Genomic DNA, 17,859 nt, shown 5'->3' on the forward strand with positions numbered 1-17,859 from the left:
CGGTCAGATCGGCCGGGTTGTCGTACACGCCGACGTTGTGACCGACCTCATCACGGATATCGTTCCACTCTGAACAGGCCACCTGACAGGCTTTACAGCCGATACAGGTGGTGACGTCGATAAGCTTTGCGACCTCCTGCTGGTGGTCCCGCGCCTGAGGCGCGGGGGTGAAACCGTTAGTCGCGGAACGACGAATAATGTCTTGCGATTGATAAGCCATAAGTCGTCTCCCTTACACCTTTTCCACGTTCACGAGGAAGGCTTTGTATTCGGGAGTCTGAGAATTCGCATCGCCCACCGAAGGCGTCAGCGTGTTCGCCAGGAACCCTTTCCGGGTCACCCCCTCAAAACCCCAGTGACAGGGGATGCCGATCGTATTGACCGTACGCCCGTCGATGGTCAGCGTTTGCAGACGTTTCGTCACCACCGCTTTGGCCTTGATAAAACCGCGTTTCGAGACGATTTTGACTACGTCACCGCTCAAAATGCCTTTCTCTTCAGCCAGCTTCTCGCCGATTTCAATAAACTGCTCCGGCTGCGCGATAGCGTTCAGACGCGCATGTTTGGTCCAGTGGCGGAACAGTTCGGTGATCGAATAGGTGGTCGCCACGTACGGGAACTCATCCGCATGGCCCATATTCGCCAGATCGTCGTTAAAGATCCGCGCCACCGGGCTGGAGACCACCTTCGGGTGGAGAGGGTTAGTGCCAATCGGGGACTCTATCGGCTCATAGTGCTCAGGGAAGGGGCCATCGTTCATTTTGTTCAAGGCGAACAAACGGCCGACCCCTTCCGGGTTCATGATAAACGGCCCGACGTTGCTGTCCGGTGCCGCCTGGTTATAGTCGGCGACATCCATTCCCGCCCAGCGTTTACCGTCCCAGTGCAGCAGCGCGCGCTGCGGATCCCAAGGCTTGCCTGCCGGGTCGGCCGACGCGCGGTTATAGAGAATGCGGCGGTTAGCCGGCCATGACCAGGCCCAGCCGGGCGTACAGCCTAGCCCGTAAGGATCGCTATTATCACGATTCGCCATCTGGTTGCCCTGTTCGGTCCAGCAGCCGCAATAGACCCAGCAGTAGCTGCTGGTGGAACCATCATCCTTCAATTGTGCAAAGCTGCTGAGCTGCTGGCCTTTTTTGACGATCACCTGACCCTGGTCATCAACAATATCGCGCAGCGCTTTACCATTGGCCTCACGGGCCACCTCTTCCGGCAGCGGATCGCGGGGATCGTGGTAGTCCCACGACATATTGAGGACTGGCGCCGGGTTGGCGCCGCCTTCCTGCTGATACAGTTCGCGCAGACGGGTAAACAGCCGCCCCAGAATTTTGCCGTCATGCAGCGCCTCTCCCGGCGGCTCCGCTGCCGCCCAGTGCCACTGCAGCCAGCGGCCTGAGTTAGCAATCGAACCGTCCTCTTCCGCAAAGCAGGAGGACGGCAGGCGGAACACTTCGGTCTGGATATCGGCGGGGCGGACATCGTTCATTTCCCCGTGGTTTTGCCAGAAGTTGGCTGACTCCGTCACCAGCGGGTCGATGACCACCATATATTTCAGTTTTGCCAGCGCTCTGGACGACTTGTTCTTGTCGGGAAACGCCGCCAGCGGGTTAAATCCCTGGACAATATAGCCATTGATTTTTCCCTGCGTCATCAGCTCGGCCTGGGTCATCACATCGTATAGCCGGTCCCATTTCGGCAGCCAGTCATAGCCCCAGTTGTTTTCCGCCGTTGCAGCATCGCCCCAGAAGCTTTTCATCATGCTGACGAAAAATTTCGGCGTATTTTGCCAGTAGTTAACTTCATCCGCCCCTAAGGCCGCAGGGGTGATTTGCGCAATATAGGTTTGATAATCGGGCTGTTTTTCCGATGGTAGCGGCATATATCCCGGCAGATTGGTGGAGAGTAGCCCCAGGTCGGTATAGCCCTGAATATTGGAGTGCCCGCGCAGCGCGTTAATCCCGCCGCCGGCCATGCCGATATTGCCCAGCAGCAGCTGCAGCATCGCCGCGGCGCGGATGGTTTGCGCTCCCGCCGTATGGTGGGTCCAGCCGAGGGCATATAAGATCGTGGCGGTGCGATTCGCCGCGCTGGTGCTGGCCAAAAGCTGGCAAATACGCAGGAAATCGTCGATCGACGTTCCGCACAGGCGGTTGACCATTTCCGGGGTGTAGCGCTCGACATGCTGCCGCATCAGGTTCCAGACGCAACGCGGGTGGCGATAGGTTTCATCGCGCCTGGCGAAACCGTTCTCATCCAGCTCGTAGTTCCAGCTGGTTTTATCGTACTGGCGTTGTTCAGGATCAAAACCGCTGAACAGCCCGGCATCGAAAGCATAGTCTTCACGCACGATCATGCTGGCATTGGTGTAGTGGCGCACGTACTCGTGCTGCACCCGATCGTGCGCGATCAGATAGCGAATGACGCCAAGCAGGAAGGCGCTGTCGGAACCGGCGCGGATCGGCGCGTACAGGTCGGCTACCGCCGCGCTGCGGTTAAAACGCGGATCCACGACGATGACCGTCGCATTATTCTTAATTTTGGCTTCGATAACCCATTTAAAGCCAACCGGATGCGCTTCCGCCGCGTTGCCGCCCATAATCAGCACGACGTTGGCGTTTTTAATATCCACCCAGTTATTGGTCATCGCCCCGCGGCCAAAGGTCGGCGCCAGCGCCGAGACCGTCGGGCCATGGCAAAGACGCGCCTGGCAGTCAATCGACACCATCCCCAGCGCGCGGGTAAATTTGCCGTCAAGGATCCCGGTCTCATTACTCGCCGCCGAAGAGCACAGCATGCTGGTTGAGGTCCAGCGGTTAACGGTGACGCCCTGGGCGTTCTTTTCGATAAAGTGGGCGTCGCGGTCGTCTTTCATTAACCGCGCGATACGATTAATCGCCTCGTCCCAGCTGATGCGCGTCCATTTATCCGCCCCCGGCGCCCGATATTCGGGATAACGCAGACGGTTTTCGCTATGGATATAGTCCAGCACTCCGGCGCCTTTCGGGCACAAAGAGCCGCGGCTCACAGGATGATCGGGATCGCCTTCAACGTGGTAAATACTTTCACGCACGTTCTTCGCGTTATCCCCAAGGCTATACATGAGGATGCCGCAGCCCACCGAGCAGTAGGTGCAGTTATTACGGGTTTCTTTGGATTTTAATAGTTTATATTGACGCGTCTCGGCGTTAGCGGAAAACGCAGGGAGAAAACCAAGCGATGCTACGGTTGTCCCTGCCATCCCACCCACGCAGATGCGAAAGAACTGCCTGCGACTGAGCTCCATTGTATCTCCAGCTTAAACTTAAGACAGGAAAAGGTGCAGCAATTATAAGGTTATTTTGCGGGGCTGCGCCAGAAAACCGGCGTATTAATGCTGTGACCGCGAGCACAGCTAGGCTCATTCGGGGCATTTTGCTATGGTGGCGTTTTCAAAAAAGAGTGGGAAACGCTTTATGGAACGGCTGGATTGCGATCGAATGTTCGTTGCGGTAATGGAAACCAGCAGTTTTACCAATGCCGCCCAGCGCTGCGGAACCAGCCACGGCCAGGCCTCCAAGCTGATTTCCCGCCTTGAAAGCGACCTTGGCGTACAGCTGTTAAGGCGCAGCACTCGTTCGCTCACCCCCACCGACGTCGGGCTGGCCTACTATCAACGTATCCGCCAGCTGTTAATTGACTACGATGAGCTCAACGACTCGGTGCGCACGCTCTCCAACGCCCCATCCGGGCAGCTGCGCATCTCCGCGCCGGTGAGCTTTGGCTCCACTCAGCTGGCTCCCCACCTGGTCACCTTCGCCCGTCGCTATCCGGATATCGAGCTGGATGTCAGTTTTTCCGACCGCCTGGTGAACGTGGTAGATGAAGGTTTCGATCTCGCCTTGCGTATCGGCAATTTGACCGATAGCACGCTGCTCGCCCGTCGCCTGTGCCCGATACGTAGCGTGGTTGTGGCGTCTCCGGATTACCTGGCCGCTAACGGCGAGCCCCAACGTTGGGACGCCCTGAGCCAGCACGCGCTGATTGTCGATACCAACTTTCGCGATCCCTGGAACTGGCCCTTCCTCGATGAACAGCAGCAGCTCCACACGCAGCCGGTGTACGGCAAGCTGAAATTCTCCAATGCCGAGGTTTGTCTTGCCGCCGCCTGCGCCGGATTGGGGATTGCCCGTTTACCGTTCTTTATTGCCCGAAAAGCGCTGGATGAGCGGCGGGTCGTTTCGCTGCTGGCGCCATATGAAGCCCCGCCGCTGGCGCTGTTTGCGGTATTTCCGCCTGCCCGCTATCTGGCGCACAAATCGCGGGTGATGATCGATTTCCTCGTCGAGGCTTTTTCTGCCGATGAAGAACGGGCGCGGTGCTGATGATTATTTCCATTATGGAAATAAGTATGCCCATTTTGACGGGATAATCAGGCCCACAAAATATTGTACAGTCCTCTTACTTAAGGTCGTTTCCCCGCCGCCATCGTTGCGCAGGAAGAGATGCTAATCACCCAAGAGGATTTCACCATGATTGATCAACGTACCACTCCCTATGCCGCTCTGGTCATGCGCCTGGCGCTCGGCATCCTGTTTCTGGCGCACTTCGGTCTGAAATTCTTCGCCTTCACCCCCGCGGGCACCGCAAAATTCTTCGCCTCGCTTGGCCTTCCGGGCTGGCTGGCCTATATCACGATGGCCGTTGAATTCTTTGGCGCCATCGCCCTGATCCTCGGCATCTATACGCGTATCGTGGCCGTGGTGCTGATCCCCATTTTACTCGGCGCGATCTTCACGGTGCACGGTTCGGCCGGGTTTTTCTTTACCAACCCGAACGGCGGCTGGGAATTCCCCGCTTTCTGGATCGTTGGCCTGATCGTGCTGGCGCTCACCGGAGACGGTAAATACGCGTTAAAACCGACGCCGCTGAAATCGTAACGGGGGTTTTATGCTGATTGATGGAAAATGGACCGCCGACTGGCACCCGGTGCAGGCGACCGATAAAAAAGGCGGTTTCCTGCGCCAGACCTCGAGCTTTCGCCACTGGGTCACGCCGAACGGCGAGCCGGGGATCACCGGCAGCGGCGGGTTTCAGGCCGAGCCGGATCGCTACCACCTGTACGTTGCGCTGATCTGCCCGTGGGCATCGCGTACGCTAATCGCCCGCCGGCTGAAAGGGCTGGAGGCGGTGGTCAGCGTATCTGTGGTTGAGCCCTGGCTGCTCAACGAAGGCTGGCATTTTGGCGACTATCCCGGCGCTAACCGCGATACGCTGAATAACGTCGAGTGGCTGCATCAGCTCTATACCCGGGCGGACCCGACCTTTACCGGGCGCGCCACGGTCCCGGTGCTGTGGGACAAAAAGACCGCCACCATCGTGAACAACGAGTCCGCCGATATCGTACGGATGTTTAACAACGGCTTCGGCGAACTGGCGGACAGCCGCATCGATCTATATCCGCAGGCGCTGCGCGAAGAGATCGACCGGCTCAATAGCGATATTTATCCGAAGCTCAATAACGGCGTGTATCGCGCCGGATTCGCCACCACCCAGGAGAGCTATCAGGAAGCGGTCAATGATGTTTTCTCGATGCTGGACTGGCTCGAACAGCACCTATCGACGCGCGATTTTTTGAGCGGCGAGACGCTGACCGAGGCGGATATTCGTCTTTTCGTCACCCTGATTCGTTTCGATGCGGCGTACCACGGCCTGTTCAAATGCAATCTTCGCCGGCTGGCGGAATACCGCAACCTCGATCGTTATCTTGGCGCTCTGCTGGCCATTCCGGGCATTCGCGAAACGGTGAATATCGACCATATTAAGCAGGGCTACTACTCCATCAAGGCGCTGAACCCAAAAGGGATTGTGCCTGCAGGGCCGGATCTGAGCGGTTACGGACTTTAAGCGAGCCAGAGATGAAAAAACTGATTATTTTGCTACACGGCGTCGGCAGCAGCGGCGACGATTTAGAGGGCCTCGGCCACTTCTGGCGTCAGCAGCTTCCCGGCGTGACGATCGCGACCCCTAACGGCACGGCCAGCTTTGATATGGGGCCGGGCTACCAGTGGTTCAGCCTCAACGGCATCAGCGACGCCACGCGGCCGGAGCGGATTGCCGGCGCGCGCCGCGCCTTTCGTGCCAGCATTGAGGCGATTATCAGCCAACATCAGCTCTCGCCTGGCGAAGATCGGCTGGTGCTTGCCGGCTTCTCTCAAGGGGCCATTATGACCCTCGATGCGCTGGTCAGCGGAGCGTTTCCGCTCACCGCAGCGATCTCGTTTTCCGGCCGTCTGGCCTCCCCGGCGCCGTGGCAAGCCAATAATGGGACGCCGACTTTGCTGGTCCATGGCGTCAACGATCCGACGATCGCTATCCGCGAAAGCGAAACCGCCGCACAAAAACTCGCCGCTATCGGTGTCGATGTCGATACTTATTTCGAACCCGACGTCGGTCATACCATTACCGCGAATGGCGCCAGAAAAGCGGCGCAATTTTTAGCGCCGCTGCTGGACTCCGACCACTAGACGCCGTTGCGTAATGATTGCGTCGGCGAAATAAAACGGATGGGGGAGGGGAAATTAATCCAGGCTAAACGGATCGGCATCCTGCCAGGCGGGGAATTTTTCACGATACTCGTTGAGCGCGGTGAGCGACAGCTCCGCGTCGAGGCGCGTGGCCTGGTGAGGTTCCGCCGTTGCCAGAATCTCTCCCTGGGGGCTGATAATGCGGCTGTCGCCCCGATAGTGGTGGCCATTACCGTCGGTACCGACCCGATTGCAGCCGGCGACGTAGGCCTGGTTTTCAATTGCCCGGGCTACCAGCAGCGACTGCCAGTGCAGCGAGCGCGGCGCCGGCCAGTTGGCCACGTACAGCGCTAAATCGTAGTCGTTATGGTTGCGTGACCATACCGGGAAGCGCAGGTCGTAGCAGACCAGCGGCAGGATCCGCCATCCGCGCCACTCGAAAACGACCCGCTCGTTGCCCGCCGTATAATAATGATGCTCTTCGGCCATCCGGAACAGGTGCCGCTTATCATAAAAATGGCTTTTACCGCCGGGCTCCACCAGCAGGAAGCGGTTAACCGGGCCGCGTTCGGTTTGTAGCGCAGCGCTACCCGCAATAAGGGCATTGGTCTGCACCGCTTTCGCCAGCATCCAGTCAATGACCTCTTCCTGCGGCAGCGACTGTTTAGCGGCTTCCATGGCAAAACCGGTTGTAAACATTTCCGGCAAAACAATCAGGTCACGCCCGCTGACACCTTCCAGCTGGCGATCGAAATGGCGCAGGTTGGCGGGACCGTCCATCCACACCAGCGGTTGTTGCAATAGCGTAATTTTCAGGCCAGGCACGGTGGTGAACTCCATTATCATTAGGCTGTTATAGTCACTTTAACACCATATCAGTCTCTGGATAGTCAGCGGAATATTTTGTTAAAAAAATGCTAATGCTGGAAACGATTTGTGCGGGAAAGAGGCCGCCAGAGTTACAAGGGCGTGGGGGGCTGAAAGCCGCAAAGACGGGCAGGCGCGGATTTATGCACGCGGCCAGGGGCGTGCCCCGTAAACCCTGGCCCGTGAGGGGGAGTTTAAGGGGCACTGCGTGAAGCATGTCCGCGTGGCTTAAATCGCCATGCTGGCCAGCAGAATAAAGATCAGGCCGCAAAGGGATAGCATTGTTGACATTAGCGTCCAGGACAGTAGGGTTTCCTTGATGGTCAGGCCGAAGAAATCCTTTATCATCCAGAAGCTTGCGTCATTGACATGGGAGCAAATGCAGGAGCCTGCGCCCGTCGCAAGAGTAATCAAGGCCAGGTTTGTGTTTGGGTGTGCAGACAGCAAAGGGATCACCAGGCCGGCGGTGGAGATGGCGGCAACCGTTGCGGAGCCCAGACAAATCCTCAGAAAGGCCGCCACTCCCCAGGCCATCAGAATGGGGTTGATATCCGTACCTGCCACCAGCGTCGAAATATACTGGCCGACGCCAGAATCAATCAGCACCTGTTTGAATGCGCCGCCGCCGCCGATAATCAATAACAGACCGGCAATGCCTGCAATTGCTTTCCCGCAGGAGTCCATCAGTTCCGGGATCGTTTTTCCTCTCCCGAGACCCATCGCCCAAATGGCGAACAGCAGCGAAATCAGCATCGCGATCGTCGAGTTTCCCAAAAACAGGAACACGGAATAGAGCATACCGGGGTCGCCTGCGTCTTTTGGCCGGACCATTTGCATAATGGTGACCAGAGCCATCAGGATCACCGGCAGCATGGCGGTCAGAAAACTTATCCCAAACCCCGGCATTTCGCTTTCGGTAAAGCTCTTTGTCGCCCCAAGGGAAGCAATGTTGCCTTCTTTGGTAAATGCCTCCGGGATCAGCCGTTGGCATACTTTATTCAGCAGCGGGCCACAGAGAATAAAGGTTGGAATGCCCACGATGATGCCATAAATCAGCACGACGCCAACATCTGCGCCATATTCTCTGGCGATGACGGTAGGGCCGGGATGCGGCGGCAGAAAACCGTGCGCCACTAACAAACCCGACAGCATCGGTACGCACATATACATCGGTGATATTTTAGCTTCCCTGGCGATGGCGAATAAAATCGGTACCAGCAGAATTAAACCGACTTCGAAAAATAGCGCGATACCGACAATAAATGCCGAAGTTACTACCGCCCAGTCCAGCCTTTTGACACCAAAATAGTTCAGCATGGTCAATGCAATACGCTGCGCGCCGCCGGCATCGGATAATAACCGTCCCAGCATTACGCCAAAACCGAATATCAAGCCGATATGACCCAGGGTGCCGCCCAGCCCGGATTCGACAGAAGCGACGACCTTATTCAGCTCCATGCCGCTGGCAATAGCTACGGCCAGCGAGACAATAATTAATGAAACAAAAGTATTGAGTTTTATTTTTATGGTTAAAAGCAGGAGTACAGCGATACCTGCCACAACAATTAATAGTGGCATAACGTCCTCTCATTAATAATGTAATAATGGTTTTAATTATTTCTTCAGGATTTAGTCATCTGCTGGTGCAATGCAGCGCTTATTTTATTAACGTCGTAGATGCAGCCGCGCCAGGTTCCGCCGCTTACCGCCTGGAGCATCGCCCAGAGTTGGGTATCATCTGGTAAATCAGGATCGGGCATTAAATCAGGGTGGCTGCTTCTGCCGTTTAATATAACGCTAGCCTCCTCACGTGAGGGGAGTTCCTGAGCGTTAGCGAGACCCAGGAAATTGACTTCTCCCTGGAGTTGTTTGCAGTCAATTTTAATTTCAATGAGATCCCCGGTGCGTAATTTCCCGATGGCGCCGCCTGCCAGCGCCTCCGGCCCAACGTGGCCAATACAGGCGCCGGTGGAAACGCCGGAGAACCGGGCGTCGGTAATAAGCGAAACATGCTTCCCATAGGATAAATGCTTCAGCGCGCTGGTAACCTGATACGTTTCCTCCATCCCGGTGCCGGATGGCCCTACGCCGATAATAACCAGAATATCGCCCGCTTTAATTTTGTCGTGTTTGATATCATAAATGGCGGTTTTCTCCGAGAGGTACACTTTCGCCACGCCCTGATGATAATAAATACCCTCTTCATTAATGACCGAGGGGTCGATGGCCGTGGATTTTATGACCGAGCCCTCCGGAGCGATATTTCCGACCGGGAAGGTAATCGTGGAGGTTAACCCGCGTTTTTGCGCCTGCTGCGGAGACATGATGACCTCCTGGGGATCAACCTGCTCCTGACTGAGCAGCAGATTTTTAAATATCTGCCGACGCTCGGAGCGCTCCCACCAGTCGAGATTTTCCCCTAGCGTCTTGCCCGTGACGGTAATGACATCCTCATGCAGAAGACCCAGCTGGCGCAGATGCAGCATCACTTCAGGTACGCCGCCAGCCATAAAGGCCCGTACGGTTGGGTGATAAACCGGGCCATTGGGCAGTACGCTGACCAGGCGCGGCACCTGTTTATTAATGCGTATCCAGTCCTCCACCGTCGGAATATGGCAGCCCGCCTGATGGGCAATCGCCGGGATGTGCAGCAGGAGATTGGTGGAGCCGCCAAATGCCGCATGGACCATCATGGCGTTTTCAATAGCGCGATCGGTGAGGATATCCTTCGTCGTGATGCCCTTCTGGCTCAGCAGCAGCGCGGCCCGCGCTGATGCCCTGGCGATCTCCGTCCAGACCGGTTCGCCCGAAGGCGCCAGCGCAGAATGCGGAATAGCGAGGCCGAGGCCTTCAGCGACGACCTGCGAGGTGCCTGCGGTTCCGAGGAACTGGCAGCCGCCACCCGACGAAGCGCAGGCCTGACAGCCCGCCCGACGAGCGTCCTGCAGCGATAATTCGCCGTTGGCAAAGCGCGCGCCGATAGTCTGCACCTTGCCGTTATCTTCGCCATGTAAAGCAGGCAGCGTGGCCCCGCCGGGGATCAATACCGTCGCTTTATCATGCTGCGATGCCAGCGCCATCATGGTGGCGGGCAGCCCTTTATCGCAGGTTGCCACGCCGATCACCGCTTTAACTCCCGGCAGGGAACGGATCAGGCGGCGCATCACCATAGAGGCATCATTGCGATAAGGTAATGAATCGAACATGCCGGTGGTGCCCTGCGTGCGTCCGTCGCAGGGATCGGAGACATACACCGCGTAAGGCAGCGCGTGATGGTTTTTGATGACCTCCGCCGCTGCTTTCATCTGGATATCCAGCTCGTAATGTCCCTGATGAAGCGCCAGCGCGACGGGTTTGCCGTCCGGCCCGCGCAGCCCGCCCAGCGTGCTAAGCAGCAGGATACCGTCCTGATTCAGCTCGTCCGGCGACCAGCCCATCCCGGCATTCATGGTCATGCCAAAAATATCGCCGCTAGGGCGGTTGATTAACATATCCGGGGTCAGCGGCAGCTCGCCCTGCGGACCTGGCGCATGGGTTCTGACGCGGTAGATATCCGGATTATCGCTAGCAAAAATATCGTCAATGGACATCGAATGCCTCCTCATGATTTTAAAATGCCCTGCGAGGCCAGCAGCTCGCGCACCCGCGCCTTTGCCTCTTCCGACGCATCCAGAATCGGCGGCAGGCAATAGGTATTTACCGGCAGCCCCACACGCTGCATGGCATATTTGATGAGGGAGACAAACGGTGTTTCCAGGGCGTAAATAGCCGGTAGCTGCAGCAATTTTTTATTGAGCGTCGCCGCTGTCGCGAGATCGCCATCTTGCCAGGCGCTAAAAATGCCTACGGACAGTTCCGGCGCGAAGTTTGCGCTGGCGGTAATAGCGCCATCCCCGCCCAGCAGCAGGTTATTGAGTAAATGGTCGTCGAAACCGCAGAACACGGAGAACTCGGGGCGCACGGCTTTGACGGTGTTGATCATCGCCCGCAGGTGGCCGACGCTGTCGATAGTGTCTTTAATACCGACGATGTTTTCATTTTGCAGCACCAGCCGTTTGACGATATCAGGGGTGAGATCCTGGCCGGTGAGGTCCGGGAAGTTATAAACGATCGCCGGCAGGCGAACGCTGCTGGCGATGCGATGGTAATAGTCGTCCAGATTGCTGGCGGCAACTTTCCAGTAATAGGGGTTAATAATAACGATGCCGTCCGCGCCGCAGGCTTCGGCGTGTTTTGCCAGTTTGACCGCTTCGTCAGTGGAGGGGGAGCCAACGCCAATTAATACCGGAACGCGTCCGCCAACCGCCGCGATTGCCGCCTCGGCGAAGTCCATCCTTTGCCCGGCGTTCATCTGACTAAATTCACCGCCGGTTCCCAGATAAAACAAGCCGTCGACGCCTTTCTTAATAAGAAAATCGGCGACTTGCGTTAAGGCCGTTTTATCAATGTTGCCGTCGCTATCGAGCGTCGTGGAGACCGGTGGAATAATTCCCCTGAATTTTTTCATTAGATCAATTTCCTTTTCTTAAATATTCATTTTCGTTTCTATAACCCAGACCATGCGAGATCTGATCGGCGCATTGCCTGAGTAGTTCGAGATAACCATCGATCCTCTTTCCCGAATAAACTATCGGGTCTCCCGATAATGAAATTGCATAATTCACGCGATGATACATATCGAAAATAGGCATGCTCAGGCATACCGCCCCGTAGGTTGACTCTTCATTATCTATCGCCCATCCCCTGAGGCGCGTTTTCTGTAGCTCTTCACGAAATAATTTTTTATCGGTGAAGGTATTTTGCGTGTGCTTTTTCAGAATTAAGGCATCGAGAAAATAATCCATCTCTTCTCGCGGCTTCCAGGCCAGCAGCGCCTTACCGAGTGCGGTGATATGCAATTCCAATTTTTTACCGATCCAGCTTTTTTTAGTCGGCACGGAATCCGGGCTCTCGACTTTATCCAGGTAAATGGCGGAATAACTCTCCATTGCCCCTAAATGGCAGACCAGTCCGCTTTTCAACGAAAGCTCCTGCATCGGGCGCTTCGTCACCTCGAATATGTTTTTCCGGTGCAGCGACTGGCATCCAAGCTCGTAATTTTTTATGCCAAGCGAGTATTGATTACGCTCGCTTTTTATTAAAAAGCCGCAATCGACCATGGCATTTAATAAATTCAGCAGGCTACTTTTCGGGTACTGAAATTCTTTTAGCAGCTCCATAAAACTGGCCGCTCCGACATATGCAATGTAGGTCAGAATTTTTTCTGCCCGGATTAATGAATTACATCCTTTACCGCCCATAACGGCTCCCGTTTCTCGTTGATATAAAGCCTATCCACTCTGGAAAGCGGAAAATACGCCTTGTTCAGCAGGCTGAACCGAGTTACAGGGGGGAAACGTGATCCACGTAGGTATTTTAATTATTGAGCGGGAATTTGCTGCGCGTGGCGCTGGCCGATTGGCAGCCTATGGCGCTAATGCGGGAAATGATTTGTGCGAAGCCGGAGGGCAAAGCGGGGTAAAAAAAAGAGGCGGAGGAAAGCCCCCGCCCCGATCGTGATGTGATTAATTTACTCTTCAGGCCGCTTCAATCTTGCGGACTTTCTCCGGCAGCTTTACCGGCCGGGTGGCCAGCTCATCCGGGGCGAAGTCGTCAACGTTGATGCTGCGCAGGCGGCTGGTTTCGGCTCGGGTAAGAATAGCGGCTTCATCCTGATTGATTAACCCTTTAGCCAGCGCATTGCCGGCCAGTTCATCAAGGCGCGTGAACGGCAGGTTTTTGCCCAGCTCTTTGCAGATACGCTGGTGAATCGGGTCGGCGGCCATCACGTCCAGTAGCGCCTCTTCCAGCAGGCCGACCGGGTTGTGCTCGCTCGGGGTCAGGTACTGGCCACGGCCAATACGCGAACGCGTTGCGCTCGGGATCTGCAGGATTTTTGCGACCTTATGGTCCAGCTTATCGGACGGCGCGTCGTAGTGGCGGCCGGTCGGGAAGATGGCAACGCGCAGGACGCCTGCGACAAAGCGGTTCGGGAAGTTTTTCAGCAGGTCGTCGATGGCCTGCTCAGCCTGATACAGCGCATCCTGAACGCCCCAGTGAACCAGCGGCAGATCGGCTTCGTTACGCCCCTCATCGTCATAGCGTTTCAGCACCGCAGAGGCGAGGTAAAGCTGGCTTAAAACATCGCCCAGTCGCGCGGAAATACGCTCGCGGCGCTTCAGGCTGCCGCCAAGAACGGCCATTGAGACGTCGGACAGCAGCGCCAGGTTCGCGCTCAGGCGGTTCATATGCTGGTAGTAACGGCGGGTCGCGTCGCGGGTTGGCGTGCCGCTGGTCAGCCCACGGGTCAGGCCTAGCCAGAAGCTGCGGACCTTATTGCTGCCGACGTGACCGATGTGTTTGAACAGCAGCTTGTCGAAAGCGTTAACGTCGTTATTCTGCGCGGCGGCCATTTCATCCAGCACGTACGGATGGCAGCGAATTGCGCCCTGACCGAAGATCATCATGCTGCGGGTCAGAATGTTGGCGCCTTCGACGGTGATAGCGATCGGCGCCCCTTGATAGGCGCGGGCGAGGAAGTTGCCTTCACCAAGCATGATGCCTTTCCCGCCGGTGATATCCATTGCGTCGATGATTGAACGCTGGCCGCGGTGGGTGCAGTGATACTTCACGATAGCCGACAGAACCGCCGGCTTCTCACCGAGCATGATGCCGTAAGTAATCAGCGACGCGGCGGCGTCCATCACGTAGGCGTTACCGGCGATACGCGCCAGCGGCTCTTCGATGCCTTCCATTTTACCGATGGAGATCTTGAACTGGCGGCGGATATGGGCGTAGGCGCCGGTGGCCATCGCCACGGACTTCAGGCCGCCGGTGGCGTTTGACGGCAGGGTGATCCCGCGACCGACGGACAGGCACTCCACCAGCATCCGCCAGCCCTGACCAGCCATCGTTGGGCCGCCGATGATGTAGTCGATAGGGACAAAGATATCTTTACCCTGGGTCGGTCCGTTCTGGAACGGTACGTTAAGCGGGAAGTGGCGGCGGCCAATTTCAACGCCAGGAGTCGAGGTTGGGATCAGCGCACAGGTAATACCCAGCTCCTCTTCTCCCCCCAGCAGGCGGTCAGGGTCGGAGAGTTTAAACGCCAGCCCCAGGACGGTCGCGATAGGCGCCAGCGTAATGTAGCGCTTGTTCCAGGTCAGGCGCATGCCCAGAACCTGCTCGCCCTGCCATTCGCCCATGCACACCACGCCGGTATCCGGAATGGCGCCGGCGTCGGAGCCCGCTTCCGGGCTGGTCAGCGCAAAGCAGGGGATCTCCTGACCACGCGCGAGGCGCGGCAGATAGTGATTTTTCTGTTCATCGGTACCGTAATGCTGCAGCAGTTCGCCCGGGCCTAAAGAGTTGGGCACGCCCACGGTGATCGCCAGGATCCCGGAAACGCCGGACATTTTTTGCAGCACGCGGGACTGAGCATAGGCGGAGAACTCCAGGCCGCCGTACTCTTTCTTAATGATCATCGCAAAGAAACGATGTTCTTTCAGATAGGCCCACAGCTGCGGAGGCAGGTCGGCCATTTCGTGGGTAATTTCGAAATCGTTCGCCATGCGGCAGGCTTCTTCCACCGGGCCGTCGATAAACGCCTGCTCTTCGGCGGTCAGGCGCGGCTGCGGATAGTTATGCAGCTTTTGCCAGTCCGGGTTGCCGCGAAACAGATCGCCTTCCCACCAGGTGGTTCCCGCGTCGATAGCTTCTTTTTCCGTCCGCGACATCGGCGGCATCACCTTGCGAAACGCGCGGAACGCGGGCGCTGAAAAAATAGATTTACGCATCGGCGCAAAGTTAAACGGCAGCAGAACGATCGCTAACGGCAGCAGCAGCCAGATATTCCACAGTCCGGCCACGCTAAGGGCGGCGGTCCAGGCGAGCAAAATCACGCTGCTGAGCAGGAGATTGATTCGGTGATAGAAGAGCGCACCGAGTAGAACAACGGTTGCAACAATACTCAAAATCATCATAACGAAATGCTCCCTGTCTTGTAGGAGGTCTGACCACTTGTGATGATATGGTTGTAGTGGATGTAATTTGTTTTAGCAATGTGTTTACAAAATAATTACAACCTTGCTCACATTGTTGTACGTAAATGCGGCACGTAAAAGCAAAACCTAAGGGGATAACAGCGCCTGCTGCTTCTCGCTTTAGCGGCTATCCGGTACACTGCCAGGGTTATTCCACCAATACTGAAGGATTATCCTCATGTACCAGGATCTTATTCGTAACGAACTGAACGAAGCAGCGGAAACGCTGGCTAACTTTCTGCAGGACGAAGCCAATATTCACGCTATTCAGCGTGCCGCGGTGCTGCTGGCAGATAGCTTTAAGGCGGGCGGTAAAGTCCTTTCCTGCGGTAACGGCGGTTCCCACTGCGATGCGATGCATTTTGCCGAAGAACTGACCGGACGCTATCGTGAAAACCGTCCGGGCTACCCGGCAATTGCGATTTCAGACGTCAGCCACCTTTCCTGCGTCAGCAATGATTTCGGCTACGAGTACGTTTTCTCCCGCTACGTTGAGTCAGTCGGCCGTGCCGGTGATGTGCTGCTGGGGATTTCCACCTCCGGCAACTCAGGTAACGTTATCAAAGCGATCGAAGCCGCCCGCGCGCAGGGGATGAAAGTGATCACCCTGACCGGTAAAGACGGCGGTAAAATGGCCGGTTCCGCCGATGTTGAAATCCGCGTGCCGCATTTTGGCTATGCCGACCGTATTCAGGAAATTCACATTAAAGTGATTCATATTCTGATTATGCTGATCGAAAAAGAGATGGTTAAAGCTTAACAGGCCGTTTTGCTGGCGGTGTTGAACCCCGGGCAGCGCTCAATCTCCTCGCGTACGTCAGGTACGATCCGGTTTTTGTGCGCTGGCCGTGTTCAGGCTGGCCGCCGCAATGACGCCTTTGGTATTTAAGCCGTGTGGTATGAGGTGAGATATGTGCGAACTGCTCGGGATGAGCGCTAATGTGCCAACAGATATTTGCTTTAGCTTTACCGGGCTGGTTCAGCGCGGTGGCGGCACCGGGCCGCATAAAGACGGCTGGGGTATCACCTTTTATGAAGGTAAAGGCTGTCGCACATTTAAAGATCCGCAACCCAGCTTTCAGTCGCCAATCGCTAAGCTGGTACAGGACTATCCCATCAAATCCTGCTCGGTCGTCGCCCATATTCGCCAGGCTAATCGCGGCATAGTGGCGCTGGAAAATACCCACCCCTTTACCCGTGAGCTGTGGGGACGCAACTGGACCTACGCGCATAACGGCCAGCTGGAAGGATATGAGTCTCTTGATACGGGAAATCTTCATCCGGTCGGCGAAACCGACAGCGAAAAGGCCTTCTGCTGGCTGCTGCATCGCCTGACCGAGCGCTATCCCGGCACCCCTGACTCGATACCTGAAATCTTCGGTTATATCGCTGAGCTGGCGGGCGAGCTGCGGGAGAAGGGCGTCTTCAACATGCTGCTGTCTGACGGGCGTTACGTGATGGCGTACTGCTCGACGAATTTGTACTGGATTACGCGAAGGGCGCCGTTTGGCGTAGCGACGCTGCTGGATCAGGATGTGGAGATCGACTTTCAACGCGAGACCACACCGAACGATGTGGTCTCCGTTATCGCCACTCAGCCTTTAACCGGCAATGAGACCTGGAATAAAATCATGCCGGGCGAGTGGGCGCTATTTTGCCTGGGGGACCGTGTAGTTTGACGCCAGCTGCGGCTGAATAAGTTCATGGCTAAGCGGCTTGCTGACCACATAGCGGCCGTCCGTTACCGAGATAACCGGGGGCTTGTGGGTTTGCTGGAAATAGTCGTAGCCTGGTTTCAGCTGTTTCCAGAAGTCCGCGTAGTAGGAGTACTTGTGGCGCTCCATATTGGCGTTGGTCATCCGGAAAGGATAAATGCTGACCTGCACGTTTGACTGGCCAAACACCAGCGCGCCGGTAACGAACTGGAAAATCTCATCAATACCGGTATCGGTCATGGCATAGCAGCCGATAGATACGCAGGCGCCGTGGATCATCAGGTATTTACCTTCATAGCCGTGCGCGCGGTCGTAGGCGTTCGGGAAGCCGATATTAATGGCTTTATAGAAGCGGCTATCAGGTTTTAGCTGGTTGCGCGCAACGTTATAAAACCCTTCCGGACTCTTGAAGTCGCCCTGGCGCTGTTTCGGCCCCAGCCCGCCGGAGTAGTTACAGATCCGGTAGCTGTCGAGGAGCTGCCAGGTTTCGCCCATTTTGACGTAAAGATCGAGCGTTCGCTCCTCTTTAAAGATCTCAATGTAGACCGGAGAACCCATTAATTGCTGTTTATATTGTTTGCTAACCGGCGTCGTCGAGCTGTTATTGCTGAGAAGCCCAGCAAACGAAACGCACGGCAACAGAAGCATCGCAATAAATAATGCGATTTTGCGCATACTGCTTGTTCCTTGATA

Annotated in this window: 14 protein-coding genes and 1 pseudogene; 6 read left to right on the forward strand and 9 right to left on the reverse strand. The window is 56.2% G+C overall.

Features of this window, described 5'->3' with window-relative positions; genetic code table 11:
- Positions 1-220: pseudogene (locus GO007_RS27815) on the reverse strand (formate dehydrogenase subunit beta); the annotation flags it as partial.
- Positions 221-232: 12 nt separating this feature from the next.
- Positions 233-3,283: a formate dehydrogenase-N subunit alpha gene (fdnG, locus tag GO007_RS27820; protein WP_095105544.1), complete on the reverse strand. Its 3,051-nt coding sequence runs from the start codon at positions 3,281-3,283 to the stop codon at positions 233-235.
- 169 nt (positions 3,284-3,452) lie between these two features.
- Here fdnG and GO007_RS27825 point away from each other — a divergent pair, with 169 nt between their 5' ends.
- The 4 genes from GO007_RS27825 to GO007_RS27840 all read left to right on the forward strand — a co-directional run bounded on the left by GO007_RS27825 (position 3,453) and on the right by GO007_RS27840 (position 6,503).
- On the forward strand, positions 3,453-4,361 hold the full coding sequence (locus GO007_RS27825; RefSeq protein ID WP_095105545.1) for a LysR family transcriptional regulator: 909 nt from the start codon (positions 3,453-3,455) through the stop codon (positions 4,359-4,361).
- 147 nt (positions 4,362-4,508) lie between these two features.
- Entirely contained in the window at positions 4,509-4,916 is a 408-nt protein-coding gene (locus GO007_RS27830; RefSeq protein ID WP_095105601.1) for a DoxX family protein, read from the forward strand.
- Between the two features lie 10 nt (positions 4,917-4,926).
- Complete coding sequence (locus GO007_RS27835) at positions 4,927-5,883, forward strand: glutathione S-transferase family protein (RefSeq protein ID WP_095105546.1); 957 nt, start codon at positions 4,927-4,929, stop codon at positions 5,881-5,883.
- 11 nt (positions 5,884-5,894) lie between these two features.
- Positions 5,895-6,503 (forward strand): alpha/beta hydrolase, encoded by a 609-nt coding sequence (locus GO007_RS27840; protein ID WP_095105547.1) that lies wholly within the window; start codon positions 5,895-5,897, stop codon positions 6,501-6,503.
- Between the two features lie 54 nt (positions 6,504-6,557).
- Here GO007_RS27840 and GO007_RS27845 read toward each other — a convergent pair whose 3' ends face one another.
- The 6 genes from GO007_RS27845 to fadE form a co-directional block, all read right to left on the reverse strand.
- Positions 6,558-7,328, reverse strand: a complete 771-nt coding sequence (locus GO007_RS27845) for an amidohydrolase (RefSeq protein WP_095105603.1) — start codon at positions 7,326-7,328, stop codon at positions 6,558-6,560.
- Between the two features lie 270 nt (positions 7,329-7,598).
- The gene (locus GO007_RS27850) at positions 7,599-8,948 is read right to left on the reverse strand and encodes a GntP family permease (protein ID WP_095105548.1); all 1,350 of its coding nucleotides are present in this window, start codon (positions 8,946-8,948) and stop codon (positions 7,599-7,601) included.
- A 44-nt stretch (positions 8,949-8,992) separates the two neighbouring features.
- Positions 8,993-10,960: a YjhG/YagF family D-xylonate dehydratase gene (locus tag GO007_RS27855; protein ID WP_095105549.1), complete on the reverse strand. Its 1,968-nt coding sequence runs from the start codon at positions 10,958-10,960 to the stop codon at positions 8,993-8,995.
- 11 nt (positions 10,961-10,971) lie between these two features.
- Entirely contained in the window at positions 10,972-11,877 is a 906-nt protein-coding gene (locus GO007_RS27860) for a dihydrodipicolinate synthase family protein (RefSeq protein WP_095105551.1), read from the reverse strand.
- Between the two features lie 4 nt (positions 11,878-11,881).
- A complete protein-coding gene (locus tag GO007_RS27865; protein WP_095105553.1) occupies positions 11,882-12,670 on the reverse strand; it encodes an IclR family transcriptional regulator in 789 nt (262 codons plus the stop codon).
- A 276-nt stretch (positions 12,671-12,946) separates the two neighbouring features.
- The gene (fadE, locus tag GO007_RS27870) at positions 12,947-15,391 is read right to left on the reverse strand and encodes an acyl-CoA dehydrogenase FadE (RefSeq protein WP_095105554.1); all 2,445 of its coding nucleotides are present in this window, start codon (positions 15,389-15,391) and stop codon (positions 12,947-12,949) included.
- A 238-nt stretch (positions 15,392-15,629) separates the two neighbouring features.
- On the opposite strand from fadE, the gene lpcA reads away from it, so the two are divergent.
- Together lpcA and GO007_RS27880 are read left to right on the forward strand one after the other, a co-directional pair.
- On the forward strand, positions 15,630-16,211 hold the full coding sequence (gene lpcA / locus GO007_RS27875) for a D-sedoheptulose 7-phosphate isomerase (protein WP_004099149.1): 582 nt from the start codon (positions 15,630-15,632) through the stop codon (positions 16,209-16,211).
- Between the two features lie 151 nt (positions 16,212-16,362).
- Positions 16,363-17,130, forward strand: coding sequence for a class II glutamine amidotransferase (locus tag GO007_RS27880; RefSeq protein ID WP_095105555.1), 768 nt, complete (start codon positions 16,363-16,365; stop codon positions 17,128-17,130).
- Here GO007_RS27880 and dpaA read toward each other — a convergent pair.
- Positions 17,101-17,841, reverse strand: a complete 741-nt coding sequence (dpaA, locus tag GO007_RS27885; RefSeq protein ID WP_095105556.1) for a peptidoglycan meso-diaminopimelic acid protein amidase — start codon at positions 17,839-17,841, stop codon at positions 17,101-17,103. The two genes, GO007_RS27880 and dpaA, sit on opposite strands and share 30 nt — an antisense overlap.
- Positions 17,842-17,859: the final 18 nt, after the last annotated feature.

It is taken from the genome of Klebsiella sp. 10-1 (genome assembly GCF_009758445.1).
Lineage (GTDB): Bacteria > Pseudomonadota > Gammaproteobacteria > Enterobacterales > Enterobacteriaceae > Klebsiella > Klebsiella scottii.